The sequence below is a fragment of the Zobellia galactanivorans genome (genome assembly GCF_000973105.1).
Lineage (GTDB): Bacteria > Bacteroidota > Bacteroidia > Flavobacteriales > Flavobacteriaceae > Zobellia > Zobellia galactanivorans.
In genome coordinates, this window is the sequence record NC_015844.1 from 3,438,113 (window position 1) to 3,462,074 (window position 23,962).

The 23,962-nt window shown below is 42.8% G+C and carries 21 protein-coding genes and 1 tRNA gene; 9 read left to right on the plus strand and 13 right to left on the minus strand.

Annotated elements, in window-relative coordinates:
* Positions 1-71: 71 nt before the first annotated feature.
* The 8 genes from ZOBGAL_RS13975 to ZOBGAL_RS14015 all read right to left on the minus strand — a co-directional run bounded on the left by ZOBGAL_RS13975 (position 72) and on the right by ZOBGAL_RS14015 (position 9,540).
* Positions 72-1,124, minus strand: a complete 1,053-nt coding sequence (locus ZOBGAL_RS13975) for a S66 peptidase family protein (RefSeq protein WP_013994296.1) — start codon at positions 1,122-1,124, stop codon at positions 72-74.
* Positions 1,125-1,212: 88 nt separating this feature from the next.
* On the minus strand, positions 1,213-2,550 hold the full coding sequence (locus ZOBGAL_RS13980) for a carboxypeptidase-like regulatory domain-containing protein (RefSeq protein ID WP_013994297.1): 1,338 nt from the start codon (positions 2,548-2,550) through the stop codon (positions 1,213-1,215).
* A gap of 302 nt (positions 2,551-2,852) precedes the next feature.
* On the minus strand, positions 2,853-3,362 hold the full coding sequence (locus ZOBGAL_RS13990; RefSeq protein WP_013994299.1) for a hypothetical protein: 510 nt from the start codon (positions 3,360-3,362) through the stop codon (positions 2,853-2,855).
* 159 nt (positions 3,363-3,521) lie between these two features.
* Positions 3,522-4,250, minus strand: coding sequence for a 23S rRNA pseudouridine(2604) synthase RluF (gene rluF, locus ZOBGAL_RS13995; RefSeq protein ID WP_013994301.1), 729 nt, complete (start codon positions 4,248-4,250; stop codon positions 3,522-3,524).
* A 98-nt stretch (positions 4,251-4,348) separates the two neighbouring features.
* Positions 4,349-5,572, minus strand: coding sequence for a DUF3999 family protein (locus ZOBGAL_RS14000; protein WP_013994302.1), 1,224 nt, complete (start codon positions 5,570-5,572; stop codon positions 4,349-4,351).
* The gene (locus ZOBGAL_RS14005) at positions 5,562-7,922 is read right to left on the minus strand and encodes a DUF2339 domain-containing protein (protein ID WP_013994303.1); all 2,361 of its coding nucleotides are present in this window, start codon (positions 7,920-7,922) and stop codon (positions 5,562-5,564) included. The genes ZOBGAL_RS14000 and ZOBGAL_RS14005 overlap by 11 nt, the downstream gene beginning before the upstream one ends.
* A 185-nt stretch (positions 7,923-8,107) precedes the next feature.
* On the minus strand, positions 8,108-9,259 hold the full coding sequence (locus ZOBGAL_RS14010) for a serine hydrolase (protein WP_013994304.1): 1,152 nt from the start codon (positions 9,257-9,259) through the stop codon (positions 8,108-8,110).
* A gap of 29 nt (positions 9,260-9,288) precedes the next feature.
* Positions 9,289-9,540 carry a hypothetical protein gene (locus ZOBGAL_RS14015; protein WP_013994305.1) on the minus strand — a complete coding sequence of 84 codons (252 nt, stop codon included), beginning with the start codon at positions 9,538-9,540 and terminating at the stop codon, positions 9,289-9,291.
* Between the two features lie 198 nt (positions 9,541-9,738).
* Here ZOBGAL_RS14015 and ZOBGAL_RS14020 point away from each other — a divergent pair, with 198 nt between their 5' ends.
* The 6 genes from ZOBGAL_RS14020 (at position 9,739) to ZOBGAL_RS14045 (ending at position 16,668) form a co-directional block, all read left to right on the plus strand.
* Complete coding sequence (locus tag ZOBGAL_RS14020) at positions 9,739-10,629, plus strand: peptidyl-prolyl cis-trans isomerase (protein ID WP_013994307.1); 891 nt, start codon at positions 9,739-9,741, stop codon at positions 10,627-10,629.
* Positions 10,580-12,064 (plus strand): peptidylprolyl isomerase, encoded by a 1,485-nt coding sequence (locus ZOBGAL_RS14025; RefSeq protein ID WP_231854764.1) that lies wholly within the window; start codon positions 10,580-10,582, stop codon positions 12,062-12,064. Before ZOBGAL_RS14020 ends, ZOBGAL_RS14025 begins: the two co-directional genes overlap by 50 nt.
* 4 nt (positions 12,065-12,068) lie before the next feature.
* A complete protein-coding gene (locus ZOBGAL_RS14030) occupies positions 12,069-13,022 on the plus strand; it encodes an AAA family ATPase (protein ID WP_013994309.1) in 954 nt (317 codons plus the stop codon).
* Positions 13,023-13,207: 185 nt separating this feature from the next.
* Complete coding sequence (locus ZOBGAL_RS14035) at positions 13,208-15,475, plus strand: aconitate hydratase (RefSeq protein ID WP_013994310.1); 2,268 nt, start codon at positions 13,208-13,210, stop codon at positions 15,473-15,475.
* Between the two features lie 77 nt (positions 15,476-15,552).
* Positions 15,553-16,101 carry a TlpA family protein disulfide reductase gene (locus ZOBGAL_RS14040; RefSeq protein WP_046287502.1) on the plus strand — a complete coding sequence of 183 codons (549 nt, stop codon included), beginning with the start codon at positions 15,553-15,555 and terminating at the stop codon, positions 16,099-16,101.
* A gap of 66 nt (positions 16,102-16,167) precedes the next feature.
* Positions 16,168-16,668 carry a TlpA family protein disulfide reductase gene (locus ZOBGAL_RS14045; protein ID WP_013994312.1) on the plus strand — a complete coding sequence of 167 codons (501 nt, stop codon included), beginning with the start codon at positions 16,168-16,170 and terminating at the stop codon, positions 16,666-16,668.
* A 3-nt stretch (positions 16,669-16,671) separates the two neighbouring features.
* On the opposite strand, the gene ZOBGAL_RS14050 is transcribed toward ZOBGAL_RS14045, so the two are convergent.
* The 5 genes from ZOBGAL_RS14050 to ZOBGAL_RS14070 all read right to left on the minus strand — a co-directional run bounded on the left by ZOBGAL_RS14050 (position 16,672) and on the right by ZOBGAL_RS14070 (position 20,596).
* Positions 16,672-17,127, minus strand: coding sequence for a sterol desaturase family protein (locus ZOBGAL_RS14050; protein ID WP_013994313.1), 456 nt, complete (start codon positions 17,125-17,127; stop codon positions 16,672-16,674).
* Position 17,128: 1 nt separating this feature from the next.
* Positions 17,129-17,968, minus strand: a complete 840-nt coding sequence (locus ZOBGAL_RS14055) for a phytoene/squalene synthase family protein (protein ID WP_013994314.1) — start codon at positions 17,966-17,968, stop codon at positions 17,129-17,131.
* Between the two features lie 11 nt (positions 17,969-17,979).
* Complete coding sequence (locus tag ZOBGAL_RS14060; RefSeq protein WP_013994315.1) at positions 17,980-19,437, minus strand: phytoene desaturase family protein; 1,458 nt, start codon at positions 19,435-19,437, stop codon at positions 17,980-17,982.
* Between the two features lie 19 nt (positions 19,438-19,456).
* Entirely contained in the window at positions 19,457-20,356 is a 900-nt protein-coding gene (locus ZOBGAL_RS14065; protein WP_013994316.1) for a MerR family transcriptional regulator, read from the minus strand.
* A 156-nt stretch (positions 20,357-20,512) separates the two neighbouring features.
* Positions 20,513-20,596 (minus strand) — tRNA-Leu (locus tag ZOBGAL_RS14070).
* A gap of 360 nt (positions 20,597-20,956) precedes the next feature.
* Here ZOBGAL_RS14070 and ZOBGAL_RS14075 point away from each other — a divergent pair.
* The 3 genes from ZOBGAL_RS14075 (at position 20,957) to ZOBGAL_RS14085 (ending at position 23,961) form a co-directional block, all read left to right on the plus strand.
* Complete coding sequence (locus ZOBGAL_RS14075; protein WP_013994318.1) at positions 20,957-21,358, plus strand: response regulator; 402 nt, start codon at positions 20,957-20,959, stop codon at positions 21,356-21,358.
* A gap of 76 nt (positions 21,359-21,434) precedes the next feature.
* Positions 21,435-21,977, plus strand: a complete 543-nt coding sequence (locus ZOBGAL_RS14080; RefSeq protein ID WP_046287938.1) for a heme NO-binding domain-containing protein — start codon at positions 21,435-21,437, stop codon at positions 21,975-21,977.
* Positions 21,970-23,961, plus strand: coding sequence for a PAS domain-containing sensor histidine kinase (locus tag ZOBGAL_RS14085; protein ID WP_013994320.1), 1,992 nt, complete (start codon positions 21,970-21,972; stop codon positions 23,959-23,961). The genes ZOBGAL_RS14080 and ZOBGAL_RS14085 overlap by 8 nt, the downstream gene beginning before the upstream one ends.
* The last annotated feature ends 1 nt before the right edge of the window (position 23,962 follow it).

Consider the following 23,962-nt stretch of genomic DNA (forward strand, 5'->3'; position numbering starts at 1 on the left):
AGCATATTGACATAAAGAGCGCGATGCAAGCTTTTGAGTTTGACATCGCGCTTTTTTTATGTTTTTACGGGTTAAATAACAGCTTTCTCCAATAGCTGTAGGTTCATTTTTGCGGCATCCATTTTTCCCGTGATTCCGATCGGGAAGGTGAAATTGTTCTCAACATGACCAAAGCTCATGCCATAGACTGCCGGGATGCCAAGAGGCCTGATCCGGTCTAGGATCACTTCCTTTAAAGAAAAGGACTTCGGATTGGTCGAAGCGTTGCAACCGGCGCAAACACCGATAAGAATACCTGCGGCCTTTTTAAACGTGCTGCCCTCGATCAATTGGGTAAGCATACGGTCTATCCGATATGGGGCTTCTTCAACATCTTCAATGCAAACAATGGTATCGGTAAAGTCGATTTCATGTGGCGTGCCGATTAGGGCATTGATAAGGGTCAGGCTGCCTCCGACGAGTTTTCCCGTGGCAATACCTTCGGTAATGGTATAGCGTTCGAACTCGGGGTTCGTACGTAATTCGGGGTTCAATAGTTCCACATTTTGTATGGCCAAGGGAGCTCTTGGGAACATTACCACCTTTTCTAATTGCCTAATGCTATAGGGGTCGTTCAAAGTGCTGCCTACCGGCCCGTGAAAGGTTACGAGGCCCGTTTCTTGATAGATGCCGTTCAGTAGGGCGGTGATGTCGCTGAAACCGATAAAGGTTTTGCCGTTCTTTTTAATGGTTTCGTAATCTATCATCTGCATGATCCGGGTACAGCCATAACCGCCTCTTGCACAAAGTATACCATCGATGTCTGGGTTGGCGAACATTTCGTTAAGGTCTTTTGCGCGTTCCTCATCGGTGTTGCTTAAATATCCATAATTTCCTATGATGCGATTGGTGTGAAAGGGCTTGAAACCCATGGATTTTAGCGTTTTCTTAGCTTCCTCCAAGATCGGTGGTGCAATGGCGTAGCCCGGGGCGATTAGCCCTATGGTGTCTCCTTTCTTTAACCTTTTCGGTCGAATCGTCTCGGGGTAGGTCGATGGAATACTATTCGCTATACCTACATTGGGAAGGAGTGCCGCTATGGCACCTCCTAAGGCCGAACCTATAAACTGTCTTCTATTGCCCATATACTTTGTGTTTATAGGGTGAATTTAAATAGAATCATAAAAAAAATCGACCATTTGGCCGATTTTATATATGTGGTTCTTATCCTTTCTAAGGAATGGAAGTGCCTCCATCCGAACTGGCCCTTCGCAATTGCCGTTGAATTTTCTTGATGGCCGACTCAATCGATTTTTCGGGTTCAATGATATTGTACTGCCCCCAAAAGTCTGGGTCGGCAAAGCCTATGGCCTCATCACTTAAAATAATGGACGTCTTAATTCTATCCTTGGCCTTTGGAAAATCTTCCATCATGTTTTTCTTCCAATCGGTAACGGCCATTTCACATGTCATGCTGTAGACCGAGTTAAAGAGACGTTTGTCCCAATTGACCTTGAACTCCAAGAGAACATTGCTGTAAGAGTAATACCATTTGCCATTCTTTTCGCGATAATCGACCCTGTAGGCAACATCCGTAGGCCATACCTTGGCATTTTTTGGCTTTCGCCTGACGAACATTCGTGCCGCCATTTCCTTATCGGTGATGTTGAGACTGTAAATGGCACTGGTGAGTATCTTGTTTTCGGCGTCTATGTATAATTGACCCTTGTACAAGGGGTCTAATATCTCGGGAAGCTGCTCAAAGCTTATCACATAGATCAATTTGTCGTTTACCCGGGTAGAATGGTCGAACCGGAATGTATAATAGTCTAAGGATTCCGGTGAAAAGATATATTCGGGGTATTTCATTATATCGATGAACAAGGCGTTGAAAGGGCCGCCCTGTAGTTTTAGGGCAACGGTGTCGAGCTTGCTGTAATCGGTGCTTTTACGGGCCTTGTATAGCTTTACACCATCTTTTTTCAGTGAGGTATAAGGCGTTTTGTAAATGTTGACCACAGCTTCGGAGAGAGAAACGTTCTTTCTTCGTTTTTTTATGGTTTCCCTGTAAAAAGCGGTCATAAGGGTAGGGTCGTCAAAATAATTTTCCCCCTTACTTTTTAGTACTTCGCGAACAAGGCTTTCGGCATCTTTCGGTACTTCCACATTGACCTCGTTCAATTTAAGTACGGAGGGCACCATAAGAATTTTGTTGCGTTCTTCTTTTAGTTGGCTCAAAGGGATGGATTGGGTGCTGTAACCCAAGAAGGATACCGTGATGTTGGCCTGGGTCAGGTCACTTGGTATTTTTAGGGAAAATTCCCCTTCGGTATTCGTTATGGTACTGATGTTCGATTCTTCTACGGATAAGGAAGCGAATACCAATGGTTTTTTTGAACTGGCATCCAAGACCTCGCCTTTGTAAAGGTTGTATTCAGCCTCTTCCTCTTGTTCGACAGGGTCTTGAAAAAATGCGCTGGCGGACAGGGGTGCTGCAAATAGGGCCAATACGGCCAAGGCCGTGGCCACAGATCGGAATGTAGTGCGTGTAATATCGTGTTTCCGTATCATTTTTTGTGAGTTTGGGTTATAGCTTTCGCTTCTCCCTAATATAGTGATTTTTAATGGGATATATAGGGTTTTTAACACACGGAATTAGCTGGGGTGGTTTCCTTTTTAAGAAGGGCAGGTTGGGGCCAAGAAAGGCAGGGGGAATTCATGTGTTTTTATCGACTTGTTCAACCCTGCACTTTTGTGTTATGGTGTGTAGAAAGGGGGTATTTTCCGTTTTCTTTACAAAATTCGCTTTACAAAATAGGCGGTAATGGCCCGGTCTACGTTTACCAAATGTTCTTTTTTGTGGTGGTTGCCGACTAAAGTTTTCCCTCATCTATTTCATTGGCAATATCTTTCATTGTGTCGATCATACCATTCTCAAATAAAAGTGAGTCCGAGAATGTATAGGACTTAGACCAGACACTATTTGGCTCTTTTCTGTCTAGTGTAATGAACGCGTATCCACCACCTCCATTGCTATCAGCATTAAAGGCGCGCCTCAGTTTCAGCCGCTCACCATTAACCGTCCCGATATAATTAAACGTGCCCTTGGGTAGACCTCCTTCGGCCTCTGTTTTGAAAAACTTATCCTCTAACGTATTCAGAAACCACTTCAAGCCATGCTTTGGGAATTCAATTTGATAGTGGAGCCACTTGCTTTCGCCCGTACTCTTATACGTAACATGCCTTGCATTTGAAATTATTATATAATCACCTATTAACAAAAAGTAAAACGTATTTCTAACATCTGTTTTATCGGGTAATGTCGCTATCAAATTGGGATGCTTAGCAACCGTAAGCGGGTCAATGTCTTTAAACTGTTTCATTAGGCAGATCCATTTCAAATAAACAGACTATGGCATCGGTAAAGTCTATTTCGTTGGGCGTTCCGATCAATGCTTTGGTCAAGGTTAGGCTTCTGTCGACCTATTTTTGTTATTCGGTGCTTCGGGAAACTGGGGTTTTGGTATAGGGATCGGGGCGGCCTAATGTGTTTTTGCCGATTCGGAGACCAAACGATGGATCTCGTCGAGTTCGGCTTGGGTAAGGTCTCGCCATTTTCCTACCGGTATGTCAAGTTTTACGTTCATAATGCGTACGCGTTTCAGGCGTTGTACGTTGTAGCCCAAGTATTCGCACATACGACGGATCTGTCGGTTGAGACCTTGGGTCAAGATGATCTTAAACTCGTATTTGCCGATTTGTTCAACCTTACATTTTCGTGTTATGGTGTCTAAAATAGGCACCCCATTTTCCATTTTCCTTACAAAATCGGCGGTAATGGCCCGGTCTACGGTTACCAAATATTCTTTCTCGTGGTTGTTGCGCGCCCGAAGGATCTTATTTACGATATCGCCATCGTTCGTTAAAAAAATCAGGCCCTCACTGGGTTTGTCCAAACGACCGATCGGAAAAATCCGCTTGGGGTAATTGATGAAATCGATAATATTGTCTTTTTCTACCCTGGTATCGGTAGTACAGACAATGCCGATGGGTTTGTTAAAAGCTAGGTAAACGGGCTTTTCCTTTGGTTCGGAAATCAATTCGCCATCAACGCGTACTTCATCACCTTGGGTAATTTTTGTACCCATTTCAGGAACTTTGCCATTGATGGTGACACGCCCTTGGTCGATTAGTTTGTCAGCGGCACGGCGCGAACAATAGCCAACTTCACTAAGGTATTTGTTGATTCGGGTCTGTTTCGGTTCTTGCACGCTTTCCTGTTTTTGTAGCGCAAATTTAAGGGATCTTAATTTGGTATACTAGTCAATTTTCACCGTACGGTTTGCGCGTACATTTTTTAGATATGCCTTTAGCGCTTGGCCATCATACGAAGTGTAAACCATCCGAGAACTACGATAACGAAGCCCATAACCATCCATAACCAAAGTTTGTTTTCAAGTAGGGCCCGATTGGTCTTTTTTGCCTTTGGAGTGTGTTCTACCTTGCCTAGGGCAAGTAGGGGTGCATCATCGGGAATTTGCGAGGCAATGTTTATAATGTCGTATTTGGGTGCCCGGGCTTTTTTATTTCCGTAGGCCAGATAATATTTTGCCTTGTCGTCGAAACGGGCAATGAGTTCGTGCCGATAGCCTTTTATGTTGGCTCCTTCTACTTGTAAGGGCCTATTGTCGTTGTTTTCTATGATGACCCTCAATTTTTGGGCTTTGGTACTGTTGAATTTGAAGCCTGTAGTATCAATAGAGGTCAGTGTGCCCCTGTATAGCTCCTTGTAACGGTATTTTAATCCCTTTTCGGTCTGTATGCTATCTTGAACGTATTTTACGGTCACCGGCCTGTAATAATCGACCGTTTCCTTTAGGTTTAAGCGTAAAAAGCTCAAAGGTAGGCTTTGGTTCAGGTCGATATCGATTATCGTTTTTTTATCCTTCTGGTCAATATTCATGAAGGTAACCGGGTAACTGTCGTAAATGGCTTTGAGCGAACTGTCTAGATTCAGTTTGGTCCGGGTTAATTTTGGGGATTTGTGACTCTTTATAAGCAAGCGATAGTATTTGTATTGGCTTGAAGGAAAGGTCAAGGTCGTATGCTGGTAATCGGTCTGGCCTGTTTTTATGGAAAGGATACGGTAGTCTTCTAAGATCCGGAACCAATCGTTTTGGTTTTGGCTTCCTTCTAGGTCGACCATCCAATTAAAATTGTCGGTATCGAATTCGAGTTCCAGTTCGTTGATGCTTTCGGTTGTGGGGATTTCATAGGTATAATAAAATCCGTTTGCGTTCGAAACCGTATTCAATAGGTTGAAGTCTACCTTTTGTTTGGTGTGTTTTCCTGAACCAATATTCAATACGTATGGCGCTTCCAAGGTATCGTTTTCGGTAAGGCCATAAATCCTGATGTCAGATAGGTCGGGGTTGGAACGGTCAAGAACGGATAGGGGCAAGGAAATCTTATGCCATTGCTCCGTGATGTTCTTTAACTCTTGCCGATGTTCGTATTTTGGGAGTTGGCCGAAGGCAAAGGAACAGCCAAACCAGCATCCGATAAAAACAAGAAGCTTCATTTTAACTTTCATCAGAAATTTGATTTTTGTATTTGTTGTAAAGGAATGAGATAATAAGCAAGAGTACACCTAGCGATACAAAAACAATGGTTTTTGATATGGAATTTAATGAGGCGATGTCGTAAAAGAACAGCTTGGCCAAAGTAATGCCGAACAAGGAAATGGCGCAGATACGAAGGTGTTTTCGTTTTTTATAGATGCCGAGGCCGATCAAGAACAGCGCATAAGTACCCCAAAGTAGACTGAGTCCCAGTTTGTACGATTTTTCGGAGCCGGCAAGGTCCATCAGGTTCAAGAGTTCACTGCTCAAGATCCAGAGTATGGAAAGATGTACCATGATTTCAATGCCGATGTTCATCTTCAGGTCTATGAATTTACGTTTTGCAAGCTTGAGGGCGGCAATCAAATTCAAGGCGTAAAATGCGTATGATACATAGCGAATACCCAAATTGAATGCACCGATTTCATAATACTCCGATGAGGCCCGATTGATATAGCTTTCCCTTAGTTCACTTAGAATATATAGCCCTCCGGTAAGGTAGACCATCCATATTAACATGCAAAAGGCCAAGGTGGCAACGCCCAATACGCGGTTCTTGACTTTTTTGATGTTCAGAACGGCCAATAGGGCAAAGAATAGAAACGTAAAGTTGAAGAGCCACATGGCCCCAAAGTTCTTCAGGTCGTAGTTGTAATTGCCGTACCCATAATCGTTATTGGGGGTTAGGTTTACTTCGGAGGCCCTGTACAATTGGTCCCAGTAATATTCGATTTCTAAATAGCACGAAACATAGGCGACAAAAAGGAGGATAATAGGAACAATAAAAGACATGATACGCGATGCTTCCGGCTGGGGTTCGGGCAAAGGCTTCCTTCGGATTATCCAGTACATAAAACCAAATCCGGCCGAGAACAATACAGAGGTTAGAAAGTAAATGTTCAAGATGGGTTGGAGCGGTGTCTCCGTGCGCCGTTCAAATATGTACCCTATGTTCCAGTCGTGCGTTAGACTGAAAAGAGCCAATAACATTAGTGGGTATGAGAGGTATTCGTAAAAAATAACATTCTTTGTGCGACCAATATAAAATAACAGTGCGGCTTGAAGCGTCCATAATAATGTTACCCAGTTCCCGTCGAGTTGTACGGGTATGGCAAGGGTAATGAATACCAGCACCATGCCCGTTACCAGATTGAAAAGATTACGGTCGGCTAATTTTTTCTTGAATAAAATCACGCTTACCACAAAATGAACAACGGCATTGGCCAATGTAAATAGGCCCAAGAATTCAACACCTGTCTCATGTTGGTTTAAAAGGCCGTAACCTATGCCATAGAAAGCAAAGGAATTCAAGAGCAGGAGAACGACATCTATTTTTAAGAATACCTCATGCCGAATAAGTTTATAGGCTAGGAAACATGCATAGAAAATGATAAAAAATATACCTAGGAAACTAAAGGCCATGAGAAAATCGGAATCGATCTTAAAAGAGGAGGAGAGCCACGATATATAGATCAGGTAGGTGAAACCAAAGGCCGAATAGAATAGTCCTTTCCAATATTTTTTCACCGAAATTGTCAAAATACCTAAATTGATAATGACCATATAGGAGAACAGGGTGAATGTACTACCCGAATCATTGCTCAATAAAAAGGGTATGGCATAGGCGCCAACGAGTCCGATATGGGCAATGACCTGATTGTTGTAATTCAATGCCGCTACAACACCAAATGCCGTAAATACCAACATTAGGGCAAAGGCCATCAGTTGGGGGAATAATCCGTAAAAACTATAGGCGGCAAAAGTGATAAAATATAGCGAAGCCAAGGCGCCACTGACCAGAACGGCACTGTAACTTTCATATTTGGCCTTGAGCTTGATACCAAAGCCCAAAAGTCCGAGTCCGGCCAAGTATCCAAAAACAATACGGGTCAAGGGACTGATCAGACCGTTCTCAATAGAATATTTCACCCCGATAGCAATACCGATCACCGTTATGACGATGCCGATTTTACTGATGAGGTTTTCACCGATGAATTTTTCAAGATTCCACTTCCTTTTTTCTTTTTTAGGTTTTTTCGGAATTGGGGCTTTTATACTGGGAGGCTCTTTATCAAGAGGTTTTTTAGGGGTGTCGGGCGTTAGGGGTACGACCTTTTCCGTAGCTTCTATGGAAGCCGGGGTTTCTTTAATGACGGGGGCTTCCACGGGTTTTTTTGGAACTAGGTCTTCTGGGCGAAGCTTTTTGACCGCTTCGATTTCTTTGTAGAGCGACATTAGCTCTTTGGCAAAGCCTTCCTGTTTGCTAAGAAGTAGCTCGAGCTTTTGGTTTAATTGGTCGATCCGGTCTTGGTGGTTGGGCATAATCTGTAGTTTTAGGTATGCAGGGCCTATATGGGCCAAACACGTACTGAACTATCTTAGATAACGTTCAACTCGAGATTTTATTGATGTGTGAAAGAAAGCGTTGGTTGAAAATCGACGAAATGAGGTCTGGTAGTCGGCAGGGGGGAGAATGGTGTTTTTTTCCCTGTATATGTGTTTACGGTTTATTCTTGTTTACGGCGCATGAGCTCATAGGCATGGAGCTGTCTTCCCAATTCGGCCAAAAAGGGAAGGCCTATTTCCTTGTACTCGTACGTATCGTCGTTAAAGATGCCGTTTTTGTTCACGAGGATGGTGGCGGTGAGCATAAATTCAACCTTGTTCTTCGCATCTTTTATATAGGCACAATCGGTAAGGGTTCCATAGGCAAAGCCTACCTTGTTGTATATTTCGATGTGTTCGGGAATTTCTTCCGTGGTATCGCCGTACATAAAGAATTTGCCATACCCATCGTGATATTTTGTAGGGTCGTAGCCTGCTTGTCGGGGTACGGTGTGCATGGCTTTTAGTAAAAAGGAACGCTGCCCTTCGCTTAGGGCGAACCGCTGTAGGGAATCGAAACGTTCAGGGAAAATAATGCGTTTCAACAAATCGTGTTGGGCGCTTATGGGATAGTAGTTTTTTAGGCTAAAATCGAAAGCTTCCTGAATGAGGGAGTCTTCTTCGTCATAAAAACCTATTCCCTTTCGAATGCCTTGCAGGTCTAAAGGTTGGGGGTAGGCGCTGATAAGGGGCGAACGCATCGTAGTTGTTGAGTCGTTTTCGTAAACGATCAAGGGAGTGGTGGTTACATTGTCGTTTGGGTCATCAAGTCTTTGCCAAATCCGTACGGGGGAAATGCCCCTTTTGTGTAATCGATGGTTGATCGAATCTTGACCGAGAAAATCGATCAGCCGATTGGCCGCTTGGTTGTCGCTCACCGCGAATATTTGTGAAATGGCTTCGGAAAATGTGGTTTCAACGGAATCGCCCTCAACGTAGAACCTGGTGTTTAGGTCAAGGGTCTTGGTTTCGTTCAGTTTTTCTAGGGCGGTTACCACAATGGGAAACTTTACCGTGCTGGCAGGGTAGAAATAGTTGCTGGAATCGACCTGGAAATCAAAATCGGTAAAATCTACTTGCCTTCCCTTTCTGTGGATCTGTGTGTATCGTATCTGTACTTCATAGGCGGCGAGGCTATCCATTACCCTTTTGATCTTGGGGTGGTCGCTGCCCAAGGCAAACTCGAGGGGGGTATTTCTTTTTTCCGGCTCTTTTGGGGCACATGAAAAAAGGAACAAAAAGCATATGCCGATTAAAAAAGATGATTTGAACATAGTTTCCTTAAATCGTAAGCTAGAACGTACTATTGGTCGGTCGGTTCCGTATAAACCTCACCACGATGGGGTTTAAGGGCGTCCCTTACCGGAATCATTTCAGATTCGTCCACTACCATATACGCAATACTGTGCATGGGGCCAAAATCTTGATGGCCGGTAATATTGAGGTTTGTTTTTTCTATGGCTATGTATTCTTTTAGGTGAATAACATGGTGCTCCGCTGTTTTTTCGGCGGTAGGCCCTCTAAAATCCCAAATCAATTTTATTTTTCTGCCCATAATGAATGCTGTCGATCGTTCTAACAGAACTTATTTTAGGGCAAAAGTACCATCGTTTTGGCAATATAATGGATTATCTACGGGCATTTTTCACGAATGGTACAGTATGTGTAGGTTTTTGGTTACATTAAAAACCAAAATCTTGTTAAGACCTTTGTGGACTATTGTCCACCATAACGGATTTGTTATTTTTGCCCAATGGAATTCAAAAAAATACCTTTGTGCTACTTGGTTCGTTACTCGGCAGTTACAGTAGTTCTTACGTTTCTTGTCGGTTGTGGTTCTTTTTTTAAAAAAGATGAACCGGAGTATATAGCGCGTGTGGGCGAAAATTATCTTTATCGCGACGAGGTAGATAAATTGTTGGCCAAAGGGATATCCAAAGAAGACAGCGCTTCCTTCGTAATGAACTATATCAATAATTGGGCTTCGAAGCAATTGCTGTTGGACAAGGCGAAGATAAACTTGCCGGAAGACAAGTTAGCGGAGTACGATGCCTTGGTAGACGATTACCGCACCGACCTTTATACCAGGGCCTACAAAGAAGCCTTGGCTCATCAGAGCGGTGATACCGTGGTTTCCAGCTCGCAGTTGAAGGGCTTTTATGAAAAGGAAAAGGAAAACTTCAAGTTAAAAGAGAAAATCGTTAGGTTGAGGTTTGTGGAATTGCCTACGCAGTTTTTGAACAAAGACGACGTTATCAGCAAATTGAAACGTTTTAAAAAAGACGATATAAGCTATCTCGACTCCATAGGGGTACAATTCAAAAAACTGAATTTTAACGATTCTATATGGGTAAGTGCCACAAGGGTCATTGAAGAAATACCGCCCTTAACCTTCGATAATGCGAATAAACACCTAAAAAAATCACAATTTTTTGAGTTGGAGGATGCAAACGGGGTATATTTGGCAAAGGTTACCGATGTAAGGGATGTTAATGATGTCGCTCCGCTATCATACATAGAACCCACGATCAAGCAGGTGCTACTGAGCAGGAGAAAACTCGATTATTTACGAAAACTGGAAACAGAAATTATAGATGAGGCTATTAGAAAAAAGGAATTTGAAGTTTATGGGCAAGGTGAATAAGTTTGCCATAATTTTGGGATGTCTGTTTTTGACGGGAATGTCTTTTGCCCAAGAAACAGAGGAAGCAACCGAAAGCGAAAACGAATCCATAGCCCCTGCATTAGAGGCTGAGGCAGTCGTAGAAAAAGATTCGGCCAAACCTTTCAAAAAAATAAAGCTAGATGGCATTGCCGCCGTAGTAGGCGATTATGTAATTCTGGAATCGGATATAGAAAAGACCCTGATCGACTTAAAAAGTCAAGGCGTCTCTACGGCCGATGTTACCCGATGTGGACTTTTAGGGAAATTGATGGAGGATCGTTTGTATGCACATCAAGCCGTACAGGACAGTCTTTTGGTCTCCGATGACGAAATCGCCGCAACTACGGATCGTCAAATCCAATCTTTCGTACAACAGACCGGTTCTATGGAAAAGCTGTTGAAGTTCTATAAGAAAGAAGACGAGGCTAGCCTTCGTGAAGACATCAATAAAATCAACAAGCTACGTATGCTTTCGGAGAAGATGCAGTCGAGTATTGTTGAAAAAATAGAGATTACACCCGAAGAGGTGCGTCAGTTCTTTAACAAAATTCCTGAAGATGAACGCCCGGTGTTCGGAGCTGAAATGGAAATCGCCCAAATTGTGAAGGCACCCAAGCCCACAGAGAAAGAAATTCAGAACGTTATCGATAAGCTGAACGAAATCAAGGCCGATGTAGAGGACAATGATGCCAGTTTTAGCGTTAAGGCCATTTTGTATTCACAAGATCCAGGATCGAAATCAAAAGGAGGCTTCTACAGTATCACGAAAGATACCGGATTCGATAAGACCTTTAAAGATGTCGCCTTTAGCTTGAGGGAGGGCGAGGTTTCAGAGCCTTTTGAGACCCAATTCGGCTACCATATTATCTACATCGAAAAAATAAGGGGACAAGAATTGGATTTGCGCCATATCTTGATACAACCAAAAATCTCCCAACAAGCCTTAGACGAGGTAAAAACGGAATTGGATACCATTCGCAAGCATATAATGGAGGGCAAGTATACCTTTGCCCAAGCGGCCCTTAATTTTTCAGACGAAAAAGAAACCAAATTTGATGGCGGTCTTTTGCGAAACCCTACCAATTTTGACTCGCGTTTTGAGTTGACCAAAATGGACCCGACCCTTTACAATCAGGTCCGTAACCTTAAAGATGATGAAATTTCATATCCGATTCTAGAGGAAGATCCTAGGGGAGGAGGTCCCAAGTATAAAATCTTGAAGGTAACCAACCGCTACGACGAGCACGTGGCCGACTTTGCCAAAGATTACATCAAGATCCAGCAATTGGCCAAAACGGAAAAGCAGTACAATGCCATAAAAAAATGGATGGACGAACATATAGATGATACCTATATTAGCGTTAACGATAGTAATAGGGACTGCGATTTTGCAAACAATTGGATAAAAGACTGATTGCATGTCAGACGTTAAGGCGATCGATCGACTGGTAGAAAAACATAAGGCGCTCAAACAAGAAATCGCCAAGGTCATAGTGGGCCAAGACGAGGTCATAGACCAGATTCTTTTGAGTATCTATACCGGAGGGCACTCACTGTTGATCGGTGTTCCCGGATTGGCAAAGACCTTGATGGTGAATACCATAGCCCAGACGCTCGGACTCGATTTTAAACGGATTCAATTTACGCCCGATTTAATGCCTAGTGATATTCTAGGTAGTGAGGTCTTAGACCAAAATCGAAACTTTAAATTTATCAAAGGCCCTATATTCGCGAATATCATATTGGCCGATGAAATCAACAGAACACCGCCCAAGACGCAAGCGGCCTTGTTGGAGGCCATGCAGGAAAGGGCTGTGACCATTGCGGGCCACCAGCACAAGCTTGAGCTTCCTTATTTTGTCCTGGCCACCCAAAACCCGATCGAACAAGAGGGTACGTATCCCTTGCCCGAAGCGCAGTTAGACCGGTTTATGTTCGCCATAGAGTTGAAGTACCCATCCATAGCCGAAGAGATCCAAGTCGTAAAAAGTACGACTTCCGACCGATCGGTAACCGTCAATGCCTTGTTCAATGCACAAGAGATACTCGAGGTGCAACAGTTGGTACGTCGTATTCCGGTGCCCGATAACGTTGTTGAGTATGCGGTAAAATTGGTAAACTCCACACGTCCCAACCTTGAAACGGCCAGTGATTACGTAAAACAATATATTGATTGGGGTGCAGGGCCAAGGGCTTCCCAAAACTTGGTGCTAGGGGCCAAGGCGCATGCGGCCATACACGGAAAATACTCTCCTGACGCCGAGGATGTTCAGGCAGTGGCTACGGGTATATTGCGGCATCGTATCATAAAAAATTACAAAGCCGAGGCCGAGGGTATTTCCGAAGAAACCCTGATCGGAAAATTACTGTAGCCGAAATTTAACATATCTGCTGTAAATTCTAAAGTTTTCTGCCTTTCTTCCCATTGGTAGTGTAAGTGAAGGGCAATCTACTGATCAATTTCTAAAAAAGGTGGGAATCCTACGGCAAAAGTTTTATTTACGCTTCTTATTTTATTAATTTTACGGGATTACAATAACCTAAAACAGATTAGATAATGGCATTTGATATTGATATGATCAAAGGGGTGTACGCCAATATGGCCGAACGTGTTGATAAAGCACGTGAAATTGTCGGCAAACCGCTTACCCTTTCGGAGAAGATTTTATATTCCCATTTATGGGACGGAAACCCTAGCAAAGCATTTACAAGGGGAAAAGATTATGTGGATTTTGCTCCAGATCGTATCGCCTGTCAAGATGCCACCGCACAGATGGCCCTTTTGCAGTTTATGCAGGCCGGGAAGCCCAAGGTGGCGGTGCCTACTACGGTACACTGTGACCACCTTATTCAGGCAAAGAGTGGGGCTGCTGCAGATTTGAAGTCCGCCAACAGCACTAGTGCCGAAGTTTTTGATTTCTTGGAGTCCGTTTCCAATAAATACGGAATCGGTTTCTGGAAACCGGGCGCAGGTATCATTCACCAAGTCGTACTTGAAAATTATGCCTTCCCTGGAGGAATGATGATCGGTACCGATTCACATACGGTAAACGCAGGTGGACTTGGTATGGTTGCTATCGGTGTCGGAGGGGCAGATGCAGTTGACGTAATGGCCGGTATGGCATGGGAATTGAAATTCCCCAAACTTATCGGGGTTAAACTAACCGGAAATATCTCAGGTTGGACTTCCGCAAAGGACGTAATACTTAAAGTTGCCGGCATTCTTACCGTAAAAGGGGGAACCGGCGCTATTATAGAATACTTCGGGGAAGGGGCTAAAAACCTTTCTTGTACAGGTAAAGGTACCATTTGTAACATGGGCGCTGAAGTAGGGGCGACTACTTCTACTTTTGGATATGACGATTCTATGGAACGTTACTTAAGGGCTACCGGTAGAAACGAAGTAGCCGATGAAGCTAACAAGGTTAGGGAATACCTGACTGCCGATGCTGAAGTATACGCAAACCCAGAGCAGTATTTTGATGAGATCATTGAAATCAACCTCGACGAGTTGCGTCCACACTTAAACGGGCCGTTTACACCAGATTTGGCTACTCCGGTAGGTGAATTGGGAGCGAAGGCAAGAGAGAACGGCTGGCCAATAAACGTAGAATGGGGATTAATCGGATCCTGTACCAACTCTTCTTACGAAGATTTGACCCGTGCGGCATCGATTGCCAAACAGGCAGTGGACAAGAAAATAAAACCAAAATCCGATTTCGGTATCAACCCTGGTTCCGAGCAGATCAGATATACGGCAGAACGTGACGGATTGCTCCAGATTTTTGAAAACTTGGGAGCTACCGTATTTACCAATGCCTGTGGGCCATGTATCGGTCAGTGGGATAGAAGTGACCTGAAAGGGGAAGAGAAGAACACCATTGTTCACTCCTTTAACAGAAACTTCTCTAAAAGGGCAGATGGTAACCCGAATACCCATGCCTTTGTAGGTTCTCCTGAAATGGTAGCTGCAATCGCTATCTCAGGGAAGTTGGATTTTGATCCGATGAACGATACCCTTATCAATGAAGATGGGGAAGAGGTGAAACTAGATGAACCAATGGGTATAGAATTGCCGGTCAAAGGTTTTGAAGTGGAAGATGCCGGTTATTTGGCACCTGATGAAGATGGTACGGGCGTTGAGGTAAAAGTTTCTCCCGAATCGGAAAGATTACAGTTGTTGGAGCCTTTCCTTCCTATTCAACCAGAGGAATTACAAGGGGTTAAACTATTGATCAAGGCCTTCGGAAAATGTACAACGGACCATATCTCTATGGCAGGTCCATGGTTGCGTTTCCGTGGTCACCTAGACAATATAGCCAATAACACCTTGATCGGTGCGGTGAATGCCTTTAACAAAAAGACGAACTTTGTCAAGAATCAACTTACCGGCGAGTACGGAGGTGTTCCTGATGTACAACGTCAATATAAGGCCAAGGGAATCAAGACCATTGTTGTGGGAGACCATAACTACGGAGAAGGTTCTTCCCGTGAGCATGCGGCCATGCAACCACGTCATTTGGGTGTAGCTGCGGTATTGGTGAAATCTTTTGCCCGTATTCACGAAACAAACCTTAAAAAACAAGGTATGTTAGGTTTGACCTTTGCCAATGAAAGCGATTACGATCTAATTCAGGAAGACGATACCTTCAACTTCTTGGATATCGCTGAATTTGCTCCAGATAAGCAATTGACCATCGAATTGGTTCATGCTGACGGTAGCAAAGATGTGATCAAGGCAAATCATACCTATAATGATGCGCAGATCAATTGGTTCAAAGAAGGCTCTGCCCTAAATGTGATCAAAAAGGAAAATGCGGCATAACCGCAATTGAAATAGTATCTAGAAACTCCCGTTATTTAGCGGGAGTTTTTTAGTTTTAGTACTTTCTAAACTGTTCTATGAAACGAAAAACTTTCTTTACGCTCATTATAATAGCGTTTGTACTTTCATTTTTCGTAACCCCTGTAGGCTATTGGGGGAAGATTTGGTTGATGCGTTTGTTTGCGTCTCCCCCGGAAATTATTCATGTAGCGGATCGAAAGGAAATCAATACCTACGATTGGAAGCTTAAAGATGCGAATTGGGACTTCTTTAATTTTCAACGGTCGAAGGGCAAGGTGGTATTCGTTCATTTTTGGGCCTCTTGGAATACTCCAAGTGCAGCTGAACTGAAAGGGATACAGACATTGTACGATGCCTATTCCGATAAGGTCGATTTTTATATCGTGACCAATGAAGAGCGCGAACCCGTGGAGGAGTTTATGGAGAAGAATAAATACACTTTTCCCGTAACCTACCGTATCGTAGGGGCCGATGCACCCTTTGAGATACCTAAGGTGCAAGGCACGTATATCATTGATAAAAACGGCGCTATTGTAGTAGATTCCAAAGGAACGCATGACTGGGATAGCGATAGGGTAACCCAATTGTTGGAATCTCTTTTTTAGTACTGCGTGAAGCCTTATTTAAAATACAGTGTCATAGGTATACTGCTGATTGCAGTATGTTTAATTATGTTTACATCCCTTGGGCCTCGATTGAGGGCTTTTGCGGGAAGGCTTGTTTCCTATACTTCCATAAAACTTAAAACCGAAAAGACCCTTCCCGAAGAAACCTACGGGTGGGCGGTAACCGATTTAGAAGGGAATCTTCATGTTTTTAAGGAGGAGAAAGGAAAAGTGATTTTCTTAAACCTATGGGCTACCTGGTGCAAACCGTGCCTAGAGGAAATGCCCGATATTAAATCGCTTTTTGAAGACTATGGCGATAGGGTCAGTTTTATGTTGGTGAGCGAGGAAGAGTCGGACAGGGTCGAGAGTTTTGAATTAAAGAAAGGGTATGGTTTGCCTTTTTATCTAGCGGAAAGTCCAATACCAGAAATATTTGCATCAAAAACGATTCCCACTACCTATATTTTGAACCGGCAAGGTAAGATCATCATGGCCGAAAACGGTGTGGTCGATTGGAATGGAGCGGAAATCAGAAAACTCTTGGATCGGCTCATCGCGGAGTAGGGCTTAAGAATTTTTCTTAAAATATTTAAAGGGAACGACGAGCATACCGAAGCATTCCCCATCGCCTTTTCCTAAATGTTTGTGGTGCATTTTGTGGGCCCTTCTAACGCCCTTTGCATACCAATGGTTGGCATTTCTGAACATTTTAAACCGTTGGTGGATAAAGATGTCGTGCACTAAAAAGTAGGCTATGCCGTAAGCTAAAATGCCAAAACCCAAGGGCCAACCGTACCAAAAGGAGGTTTGGGCGCCCAAGTAAAAGAGTACCATGCTTACAATGGCGTAGAAAACAAAGAAAGTATCGTTTCTTTCAAACCACGAGTCATGGTCTTTTTTGTGGTGATCTTGGTGCAGGCTCCATAAAAAACCGTGCATGATATATTTATGGGTAAACCAAGCCATAAATTCCATAAAGGAAAAGGTTCCTAAAAATAGGGCTATCCAGATTACTGTTTTCATGCTATACCAAATTCAATTTGTAGTTTACGTAAGATTTGGCCAAAAGACCAAATTTTTCATAGTTGGGCACCCGTATACGCACTTTTCTGATTTCGAGCGAAGGGGTCCGTTGCAGTTTTTTCAATAGTTTATAATAGTACTTGTATGCGGTATACACGCCGAACTTGGCCTCGTTCGGCAATTGAAGTATGCCTTTGTAGGCCAGTTGGAAATCGGCTTTTATTTCATTTACGATCCTGGTTTTGGAGGCTTCGTCCAACATGGCCAGATCGGTATTGGGGAAGTAACTCCGGTTCAGGTCTTCGTAATCGCTTTTAAGGTCGCGTAGGAAGTTTACTTTTTGGAAGGCGGACCCCAATGCCATTGCGGTTTCCTTTAAGCTATTATACTTATCTATATCGCCTTTTACGAATACCTTCAAGCACATAAGACCCACTACATCTGCCGAACCGTAAATGTATTCCCTGTATTCTTCCTCGGTTCTGTACACGTTTTTGTATAGGTCCATTCGCATACTTTTCATAAAGGCGGCCACCAGTTCGTACGGTATCTCGTACTTGTGGTATGTATGTTGAAACGAATTAAGAATAGGGTTGAGGCTAATATGTTGCTCCAAGGCGTCTTTCATACTTGCTTCGAACTGGTTGAAGAGCTTTTCCTTGTTGTATTCGTCAAAGGAGTCGACAATTTCATCGGCAAAGCGAACAAAGCCATAGATATTGTAGATATCAGATCTTATCGATGATGATAACATTTTTGTGGCCAATGTAAACGATGTGCTGTACGATTCCGTAACCGTTTTGCTGCACTGATAAGAGACTTTGTCGAATAGGGCTTTCATAATCTTGGCTTTTAGGCGTTCTTATTGATCAATTGGGAGACGAGCTTACCCGAAATTAAAGCCGGGGGAACCCCAGGACCGGGGACGGTCAACTGGCCGGTAAAGTAAAGATTTTTGACCTTTTTGCTCTTTAGACCAGGTCTGAGAAAAGCTGTTTGACTCAGGGTATTGGCCATTCCGTAAGCGTTTCCTTTGTAAGAATTGTATTGTTCAACAAAGTCGTTTACACAAAAGGACTCTTTAAAGATAATATTATTTTTTACGTCTTGACCGGTACGTTCCTTAAATCTATCTATAACAATATCAAAGTATTGTGAGCGAAGTTGGGGCGTATCGGTCAGATCTGGAGCGATGGGAATTAGAAAAAAACCGGTTTCACAATTTTCCGGCGCCATGCTCGCATCGGTTAACGAAGGAAAGTTGGCATAGAACAAGGGGTCTTTTGGCCAACGTGGACGGTCGTAGATTTCTTCGGCATGCCGTTCAAAATCGGTATCGAAGAACAGATTATGGTGTTCTATGTTTTTGAGCTTTTTGTCAAAACCTACATAAAACAATAATGATGAGGGGGCAAAGGTCTTCTTGTCCCAGTACTTCTCCGAGTACTGCCTGTATTCCGGTTCGAGTAGCGATTCTGAGTGGTGGTAATCGGCGCCGCTGAGCACAATGTCGCCGGCGATATCTTTTCCGTTGATGTTTACACCAATGGTCGTATGGCCTTCTACATTTATCTTTAGGGCCGTTGCCCCGGTATTTATGGTAACGCCCAGCTCCCCTGCCAAATTTTTCATGGCCTTTACAATTTCGTACATGCCGCCTTTCGGGTGCCATGTGCCCAAGCCGAAATCGGCGTAGTTCATGAAATTATAGAACGATGGGGTCTGGTTGGGTTTTGCCCCTAAAAACAATACCGGAAACTCTAAGGCAGAGATCAGCTTCTTGTTTTTGAATTTTTTACGGACTTCCCCACTGATTGTCTTAAAAAATTGATCGACCCGCAATGCCGTTTCAGGGGTTATAAGCTCCAAGGGTGATCGTCCTGGGCGCAATACTACTTTGTTAATGGCGATATCGTAGTTCTTTTGGGCCTTGGCGATAAAATCTTTTAAATGCTTGGCGCTTCCAGACTCTATGCGTTCAAACTCGGTGCAGATCTTGTCCATGCAGTCACCGATGGTAATCTGATCGTCGGCAAAGAAAATCTTATAGGCCGGGCTCAATTTGTCCAGCTGGTAGTAGTCTGAAACCTTTTTTCCAAAGTCGCCAAAGAATTTATCGAAAATATCGGGCATCCAATACCAACTGGGACCCATGTCAAAGGTGAATCCGTTTTTTACTAGTTGACGCGCCCTTCCACCGACCATATCGTTTTTTTCATATACGGCTACGTCATGCCCTGCCTGTGCCAAATAGCAAGCCGCCGATAGGGATGAAAAACCTGAGCCGATTATGATGATTGTTTTCTTCATGGATGGATGGGCACTAATTTTATAACTGTTCTATTACCTTGTCGATAGAACCGAATAATTTGATGCACGAAGGCAATTTGTGTGGGTCTAAGTATTGGGTTTGGTAGCCTAATAACCAAAGCTTGGCCTGGGGGTAATCGCTGGCAAGGGAGGCAAATTCCGCTACGTATTCTTCAATTTTATCCTTGGTCGGCGATACGGTGAAGTATGATATGAAATGGGCATCTTCAAAGGTCTTCATCAGCTCCTGTAAGTTTTTTAAGGGAACGGTCTGGCCTAGATAAATCGATTTATAGCCTTTTGAAACTATTTCATAGTTTAAAAATAGAAGTCCTATTTCATGGATTTCGTTTTCGGGTAAATAAGGTACGATCACCGGCGTCTTGGTCACACTTTGTACCCCGGCCATTTCCTCGGTCTTGAGAATTATCTTTTGTTTGATGAGATTGGCCACAAAATGTTCGTGGGCGGGACTAATGGTATCGGTTTGCCATAGAATACCCAATTCATTGAGCAAGGGAACAAAGGTTTCCCTAAAAATTTCGCTAAACGTATACTTTTCAAGCAAGCTGTTGTAGGTCTGGGTAAAAAGGGCCTGGTCGAAATTTATCATAGCCATTTTAAAGGTGTTGGCTATATAGTCTTCGGTGTGGCTCTTTGATGTGATATCGGTTACCAATTGAGGGATCTTTCCTTCCTCAAAATGCGCAATCTTTGATATTTTATAGCCATTGTTGTACAGCAGGGTGATGTTCAGCAGCTTTTGCAGGCTTTCTAAACTATACCTTCTTATATTGGTATCGGTACGTTCAGGCGATAACAGGTTATACCTCTTTTCCCAAATGCGGATGGTATGGGCCTTTATGCCCGAGAGGTTTTCTAAATCGCGAATGCTAAATGATTTTTTTATATTGTTCATTCTTTTTTAGTAAACATTAAACAAATCTAATGAATTTTATTGAGCCCATAGGGCGCAAAGGTGCTCATTTGCTAAAAAAAGTAACAGGATAAAGGAATAAGACAAGTTAAGTATAAAAAAAAACCATCAACAAGAAATGTCGATGGTTTTTTAAGGTGCGCACGAGAAGACTCGAACTTCCACGGCCTAATGGCCACCAGCCCCTCAAGCTGGCGCGTCTACCAATTCCGCCACGTGCGCAATTTAAATTTTCGAAAGGCCGATAAGTATCGCTTTGTTCGAAAATCAGAATGCAAATATCTGCAAAATATATAATCTATTCAAAGAAGTTTTGAAATTAGCGCATTATGGTGGGGTAATTTGCTGTTACATACCATGTTGCACCGTATTTTTGATGTTTTTTTTGGAGCCTGAACAGGGTGTTCGGCCACTGGTTCGGGCTTGGGAAGAAGGGCCATACGGTCAAAAACGGCGTGTTTTGGTAAAATACTCGTCATACTTTAATAACCATTCGTCTACAGTTAAGCGTCATTCGCCTACTCTCGGTCATTATTTGAAGTTTAAAAATGAAAATTTGTAGTTCACTTAAATTATTGAGCTATGGATATTTTACTGATTGAAGATGATGCCATTGAAGTAATGAAATTACAACGTACGGTCAAAAAACTTGAACTTAAACATAATATCATCGAAACCAAAAACGGCGAAGATGCACTTGAGATATTACGATCTGGCGATAAATTGCCCGATATTATACTTTTAGATTTGAATATGCCCCGAATGAACGGGATAGAATTCCTGACTATTTTAAAGGCGGATCCCGTTCTTAAATACTTACCGACGGTAATTCTTACGACCTCTGAAAATAGGGCCGATTTGTTGGAATGTTATAAGGTAGGTGTTGCCGGATACGTGATAAAACCCCTAAAATACGAGGAGTACCAATCGAAATTACATAAGGTGCTTGAATACTGGGACATCAACCAATTGGTCAAAGGGTAACAAATATTAGGGTTTCACAACAAAAATTCTTTATCGTATACTACTTTTCCTACTTTTAATGAGTAAATTTAAAGGTATGAAAGGTATAGTCTTTACAGAGTTCTTGGAAATGGTCGAGTCTAAATTCGGCCTAGAGACTCTCGATAACATAATTGAAAATGGTCATTTGCCCTCAGAGGGTGTTTATACGTCTGTGGGGACTTATGATTTCAATGAGATGGTAACTCTTATTACCAACCTCAGCGAAGAGACGAAGATTCCCGTCGGTGATCTGATTTATGCCTTTGGACTTTACCTTTTTTCTGGGCTGGCCAATTCGCATCCTGAAGTAATCAAAAATTACAACACGCCCTTGGGGCTTCTTTATTGTATAGAAGACCATATACATGTGCATGTAAAAAAGCTCTACCCCGATGCCGAACTTCCTACCTTTAAAATCCTTGATAAAACCGACAATAAAATATCAATGGTATATTCTTCGTCTAGGGGACTATACCGCTTGGCGCACGGTTTAATAGAAAAAGCTTTTGAACATTTTGGAAGTACGGCCACCATTACCTATGACCTGTTGAAGGAAGACGGAACCGAGGTCAAATTTGATATTGTTCAAAATGGATAGTAGTAAAGAAGTAGAACTTCTCAAAAGGGCCTTAGAACGGCAAAAGAAGGCCCGACAGCAGGCCGAAAAAATCCTTGAACAAAAATCAACCGACCTCTATGAAACCGCCCAACGGTTAAAGGAGGCCAATGGCAAGCTTGAAAATCTCCTAAGTGAAAAGGTATCTGAGTTAGACGGTGTCTTCGTGAATATCATAGATCCCTATGTGGTTATGGATCTCGAGGCCAACGTTATTAAGATGAACCCTTCCGCCAAAGAATTTTTAGGATACGACAATGCCAAGGAAGCAGTCAACCTGAACAGTCTTGTGCATAGGGATTATATACAATACACGGCCGAATCGTTTAAATATCTTTTAGAAGTAGGCACACTTAAAAACTATCGATCTAAAATTTACGTCAAGAACGGTGATGAAAAATGGATAGAGATTAACAGCAGCCTAATTTACAATACAAAGCAAGAACCTGTAGGGGCCCAAGGAATCATAAGGGATATTACCCAAGAAATGGAAATCAAGGAGCTACTAGGGCAACAAAGAAAGCAGCTTGATATCATTGTCGAGAACTCTCCTTTGGGCATAGCCTTGAGTGTTGAGGGAAAGATCATAAAATCGAACACTACTTTTACCGAGCTTTTGGGGTATACCGAAGGAGAGCTTAAAAACATGGAACTCCATACATTTTCTAAAGATGTCGAAGGGATGCATTCCAAGGAAATTACCTCGCAAATGGAGGAAGGTAAAATCGACAAGGCCACCAGTATTAAACGATACATGAAAAAAGGTGGAGGCTGTATCTTAGGAAAGACCTCGGTCAGTGCGGTAAGGGATGCCAAAGGAAAGCTCAAGTACATTTTGGCCATGATCGAAGATATCACTAGGGAACGTGAAGCCGAAGAACGCTTGAACAGCGAACGAAAAAAGTATGCCAATATCATCGCCAATATGAACCTTGGCCTGGTCGAAGTAGACAATAATGACATCATACAATTGGTGAACCAAAGCTTCTGTACCATGAGCGGGTTTCACGAAAAAGAGCTTTTGGGCAAAAAGGGAAGTGACATACTGCGTGTGCAGAACAAAAGTGTCTTACAGGCGGAAAACGAAAAACGGATTGAGGGCGAATCCGATTCATATGAGCTAGAGGTCATTGATAAAAATGGCAAAAAGAAGCATTGGTTGGTCAGTGGGGCACCGCGCTATGATCACAACAATAAGATGATTGGTTCGGTAGGCGTACATTTAGATATAACCAAGCAAAAATTGTTAGAGCAACAGAAAGAACAACTGGTAAAGGAACTTGAGCAAAGCAATCTAGGTTTACAGGAATATGCGCATATTGTTTCCCATGATTTAAAATCGCCCTTACGGAGTATAAGTGCCTTGGCCACTTGGATCCAAGAGGATTATAGGGATGTTCTTGATGAGGCAGGACAACAAAACCTGACCCTAATGCAAGAGAAAGTAACATCAATGGATAAATTAATACACGGTATTCTCGAGTATTCTACGGCAAATAACTCTGCGCTCGACAACTCTAAGGTAGACCTGAACGAAGTCATCGAAAGCATAAAGGAAAGTATCTATATCCCCGAACATGTTGCCCTTGTTGTTCCTGAAGTACTACCTACCATTATTGCAGACCGTACCAAAATCCACCAATTGTTCCAAAATATACTCTCCAATGCCGTAGTGCATATTGAAAAGGAAAAAGGACTAGTGGAAGTGTTGTTCAATGAAAATAAAACCCACTGGCAGTTTTCCGTAAAAGATAACGGCGTGGGCATCCCTAAGGAATACCACAAGAAAATATTTGAGATTTTCCAATCTATAGGTGCCAATGAGCGATCAACGGGCATCGGGCTATCCATCGTGAAAAAAATTATCGATCGCTATGAAGGTGAAGTCTGGGTAGAAAGTGAAAAAGGTATGGGTACCGAATTTCACTTTACCATTAAAAAAGAATTAACCGACTTAAAAAGCTAAC

Coding starts and splice junctions, on each gene's coding strand:
- ZOBGAL_RS13980 (WP_013994297.1), bottom strand. CDS start 2,550: ATGATACGGAAACACGATATTACACGCACTACATTCCGATCTGTGGCC.
- ZOBGAL_RS14025 (WP_231854764.1), top strand. CDS start 10,580: ATGAGGCTATTAGAAAAAAGGAATTTGAAGTTTATGGGCAAGGTGAAT.
- ZOBGAL_RS14080 (WP_046287938.1), top strand. CDS start 21,435: ATGAAAGGTATAGTCTTTACAGAGTTCTTGGAAATGGTCGAGTCTAAA.
- ZOBGAL_RS14035 (WP_013994310.1), top strand. CDS start 13,208: ATGGCATTTGATATTGATATGATCAAAGGGGTGTACGCCAATATGGCC.
- ZOBGAL_RS14075 (WP_013994318.1), top strand. CDS start 20,957: ATGGATATTTTACTGATTGAAGATGATGCCATTGAAGTAATGAAATTA.
- ZOBGAL_RS14030 (WP_013994309.1), top strand. CDS start 12,069: ATGTCAGACGTTAAGGCGATCGATCGACTGGTAGAAAAACATAAGGCG.
- ZOBGAL_RS14055 (WP_013994314.1), bottom strand. CDS start 17,968: ATGAAAGCCCTATTCGACAAAGTCTCTTATCAGTGCAGCAAAACGGTT.
- ZOBGAL_RS14000 (WP_013994302.1), bottom strand. CDS start 5,572: ATGAAAGTTAAAATGAAGCTTCTTGTTTTTATCGGATGCTGGTTTGGC.
- ZOBGAL_RS13975 (WP_013994296.1), bottom strand. CDS start 1,124: ATGGGCAATAGAAGACAGTTTATAGGTTCGGCCTTAGGAGGTGCCATA.
- ZOBGAL_RS14010 (WP_013994304.1), bottom strand. CDS start 9,259: ATGTTCAAATCATCTTTTTTAATCGGCATATGCTTTTTGTTCCTTTTT.
- ZOBGAL_RS14060 (WP_013994315.1), bottom strand. CDS start 19,437: ATGAAGAAAACAATCATCATAATCGGCTCAGGTTTTTCATCCCTATCG.
- ZOBGAL_RS14005 (WP_013994303.1), bottom strand. CDS start 7,922: ATGCCCAACCACCAAGACCGGATCGACCAATTAAACCAAAAGCTCGAG.
- ZOBGAL_RS14065 (WP_013994316.1), bottom strand. CDS start 20,356: ATGAACAATATAAAAAAATCATTTAGCATTCGCGATTTAGAAAACCTC.
- ZOBGAL_RS13990 (WP_013994299.1), bottom strand. CDS start 3,362: ATGAAACAGTTTAAAGACATTGACCCGCTTACGGTTGCTAAGCATCCC.
- ZOBGAL_RS14045 (WP_013994312.1), top strand. CDS start 16,168: ATGTTTACATCCCTTGGGCCTCGATTGAGGGCTTTTGCGGGAAGGCTT.
- ZOBGAL_RS14085 (WP_013994320.1), top strand. CDS start 21,970: ATGGATAGTAGTAAAGAAGTAGAACTTCTCAAAAGGGCCTTAGAACGG.
- ZOBGAL_RS14015 (WP_013994305.1), bottom strand. CDS start 9,540: ATGGGCAGAAAAATAAAATTGATTTGGGATTTTAGAGGGCCTACCGCC.
- ZOBGAL_RS14020 (WP_013994307.1), top strand. CDS start 9,739: ATGGAATTCAAAAAAATACCTTTGTGCTACTTGGTTCGTTACTCGGCA.
- ZOBGAL_RS14050 (WP_013994313.1), bottom strand. CDS start 17,127: ATGAAAACAGTAATCTGGATAGCCCTATTTTTAGGAACCTTTTCCTTT.
- ZOBGAL_RS14040 (WP_046287502.1), top strand. CDS start 15,553: ATGAAACGAAAAACTTTCTTTACGCTCATTATAATAGCGTTTGTACTT.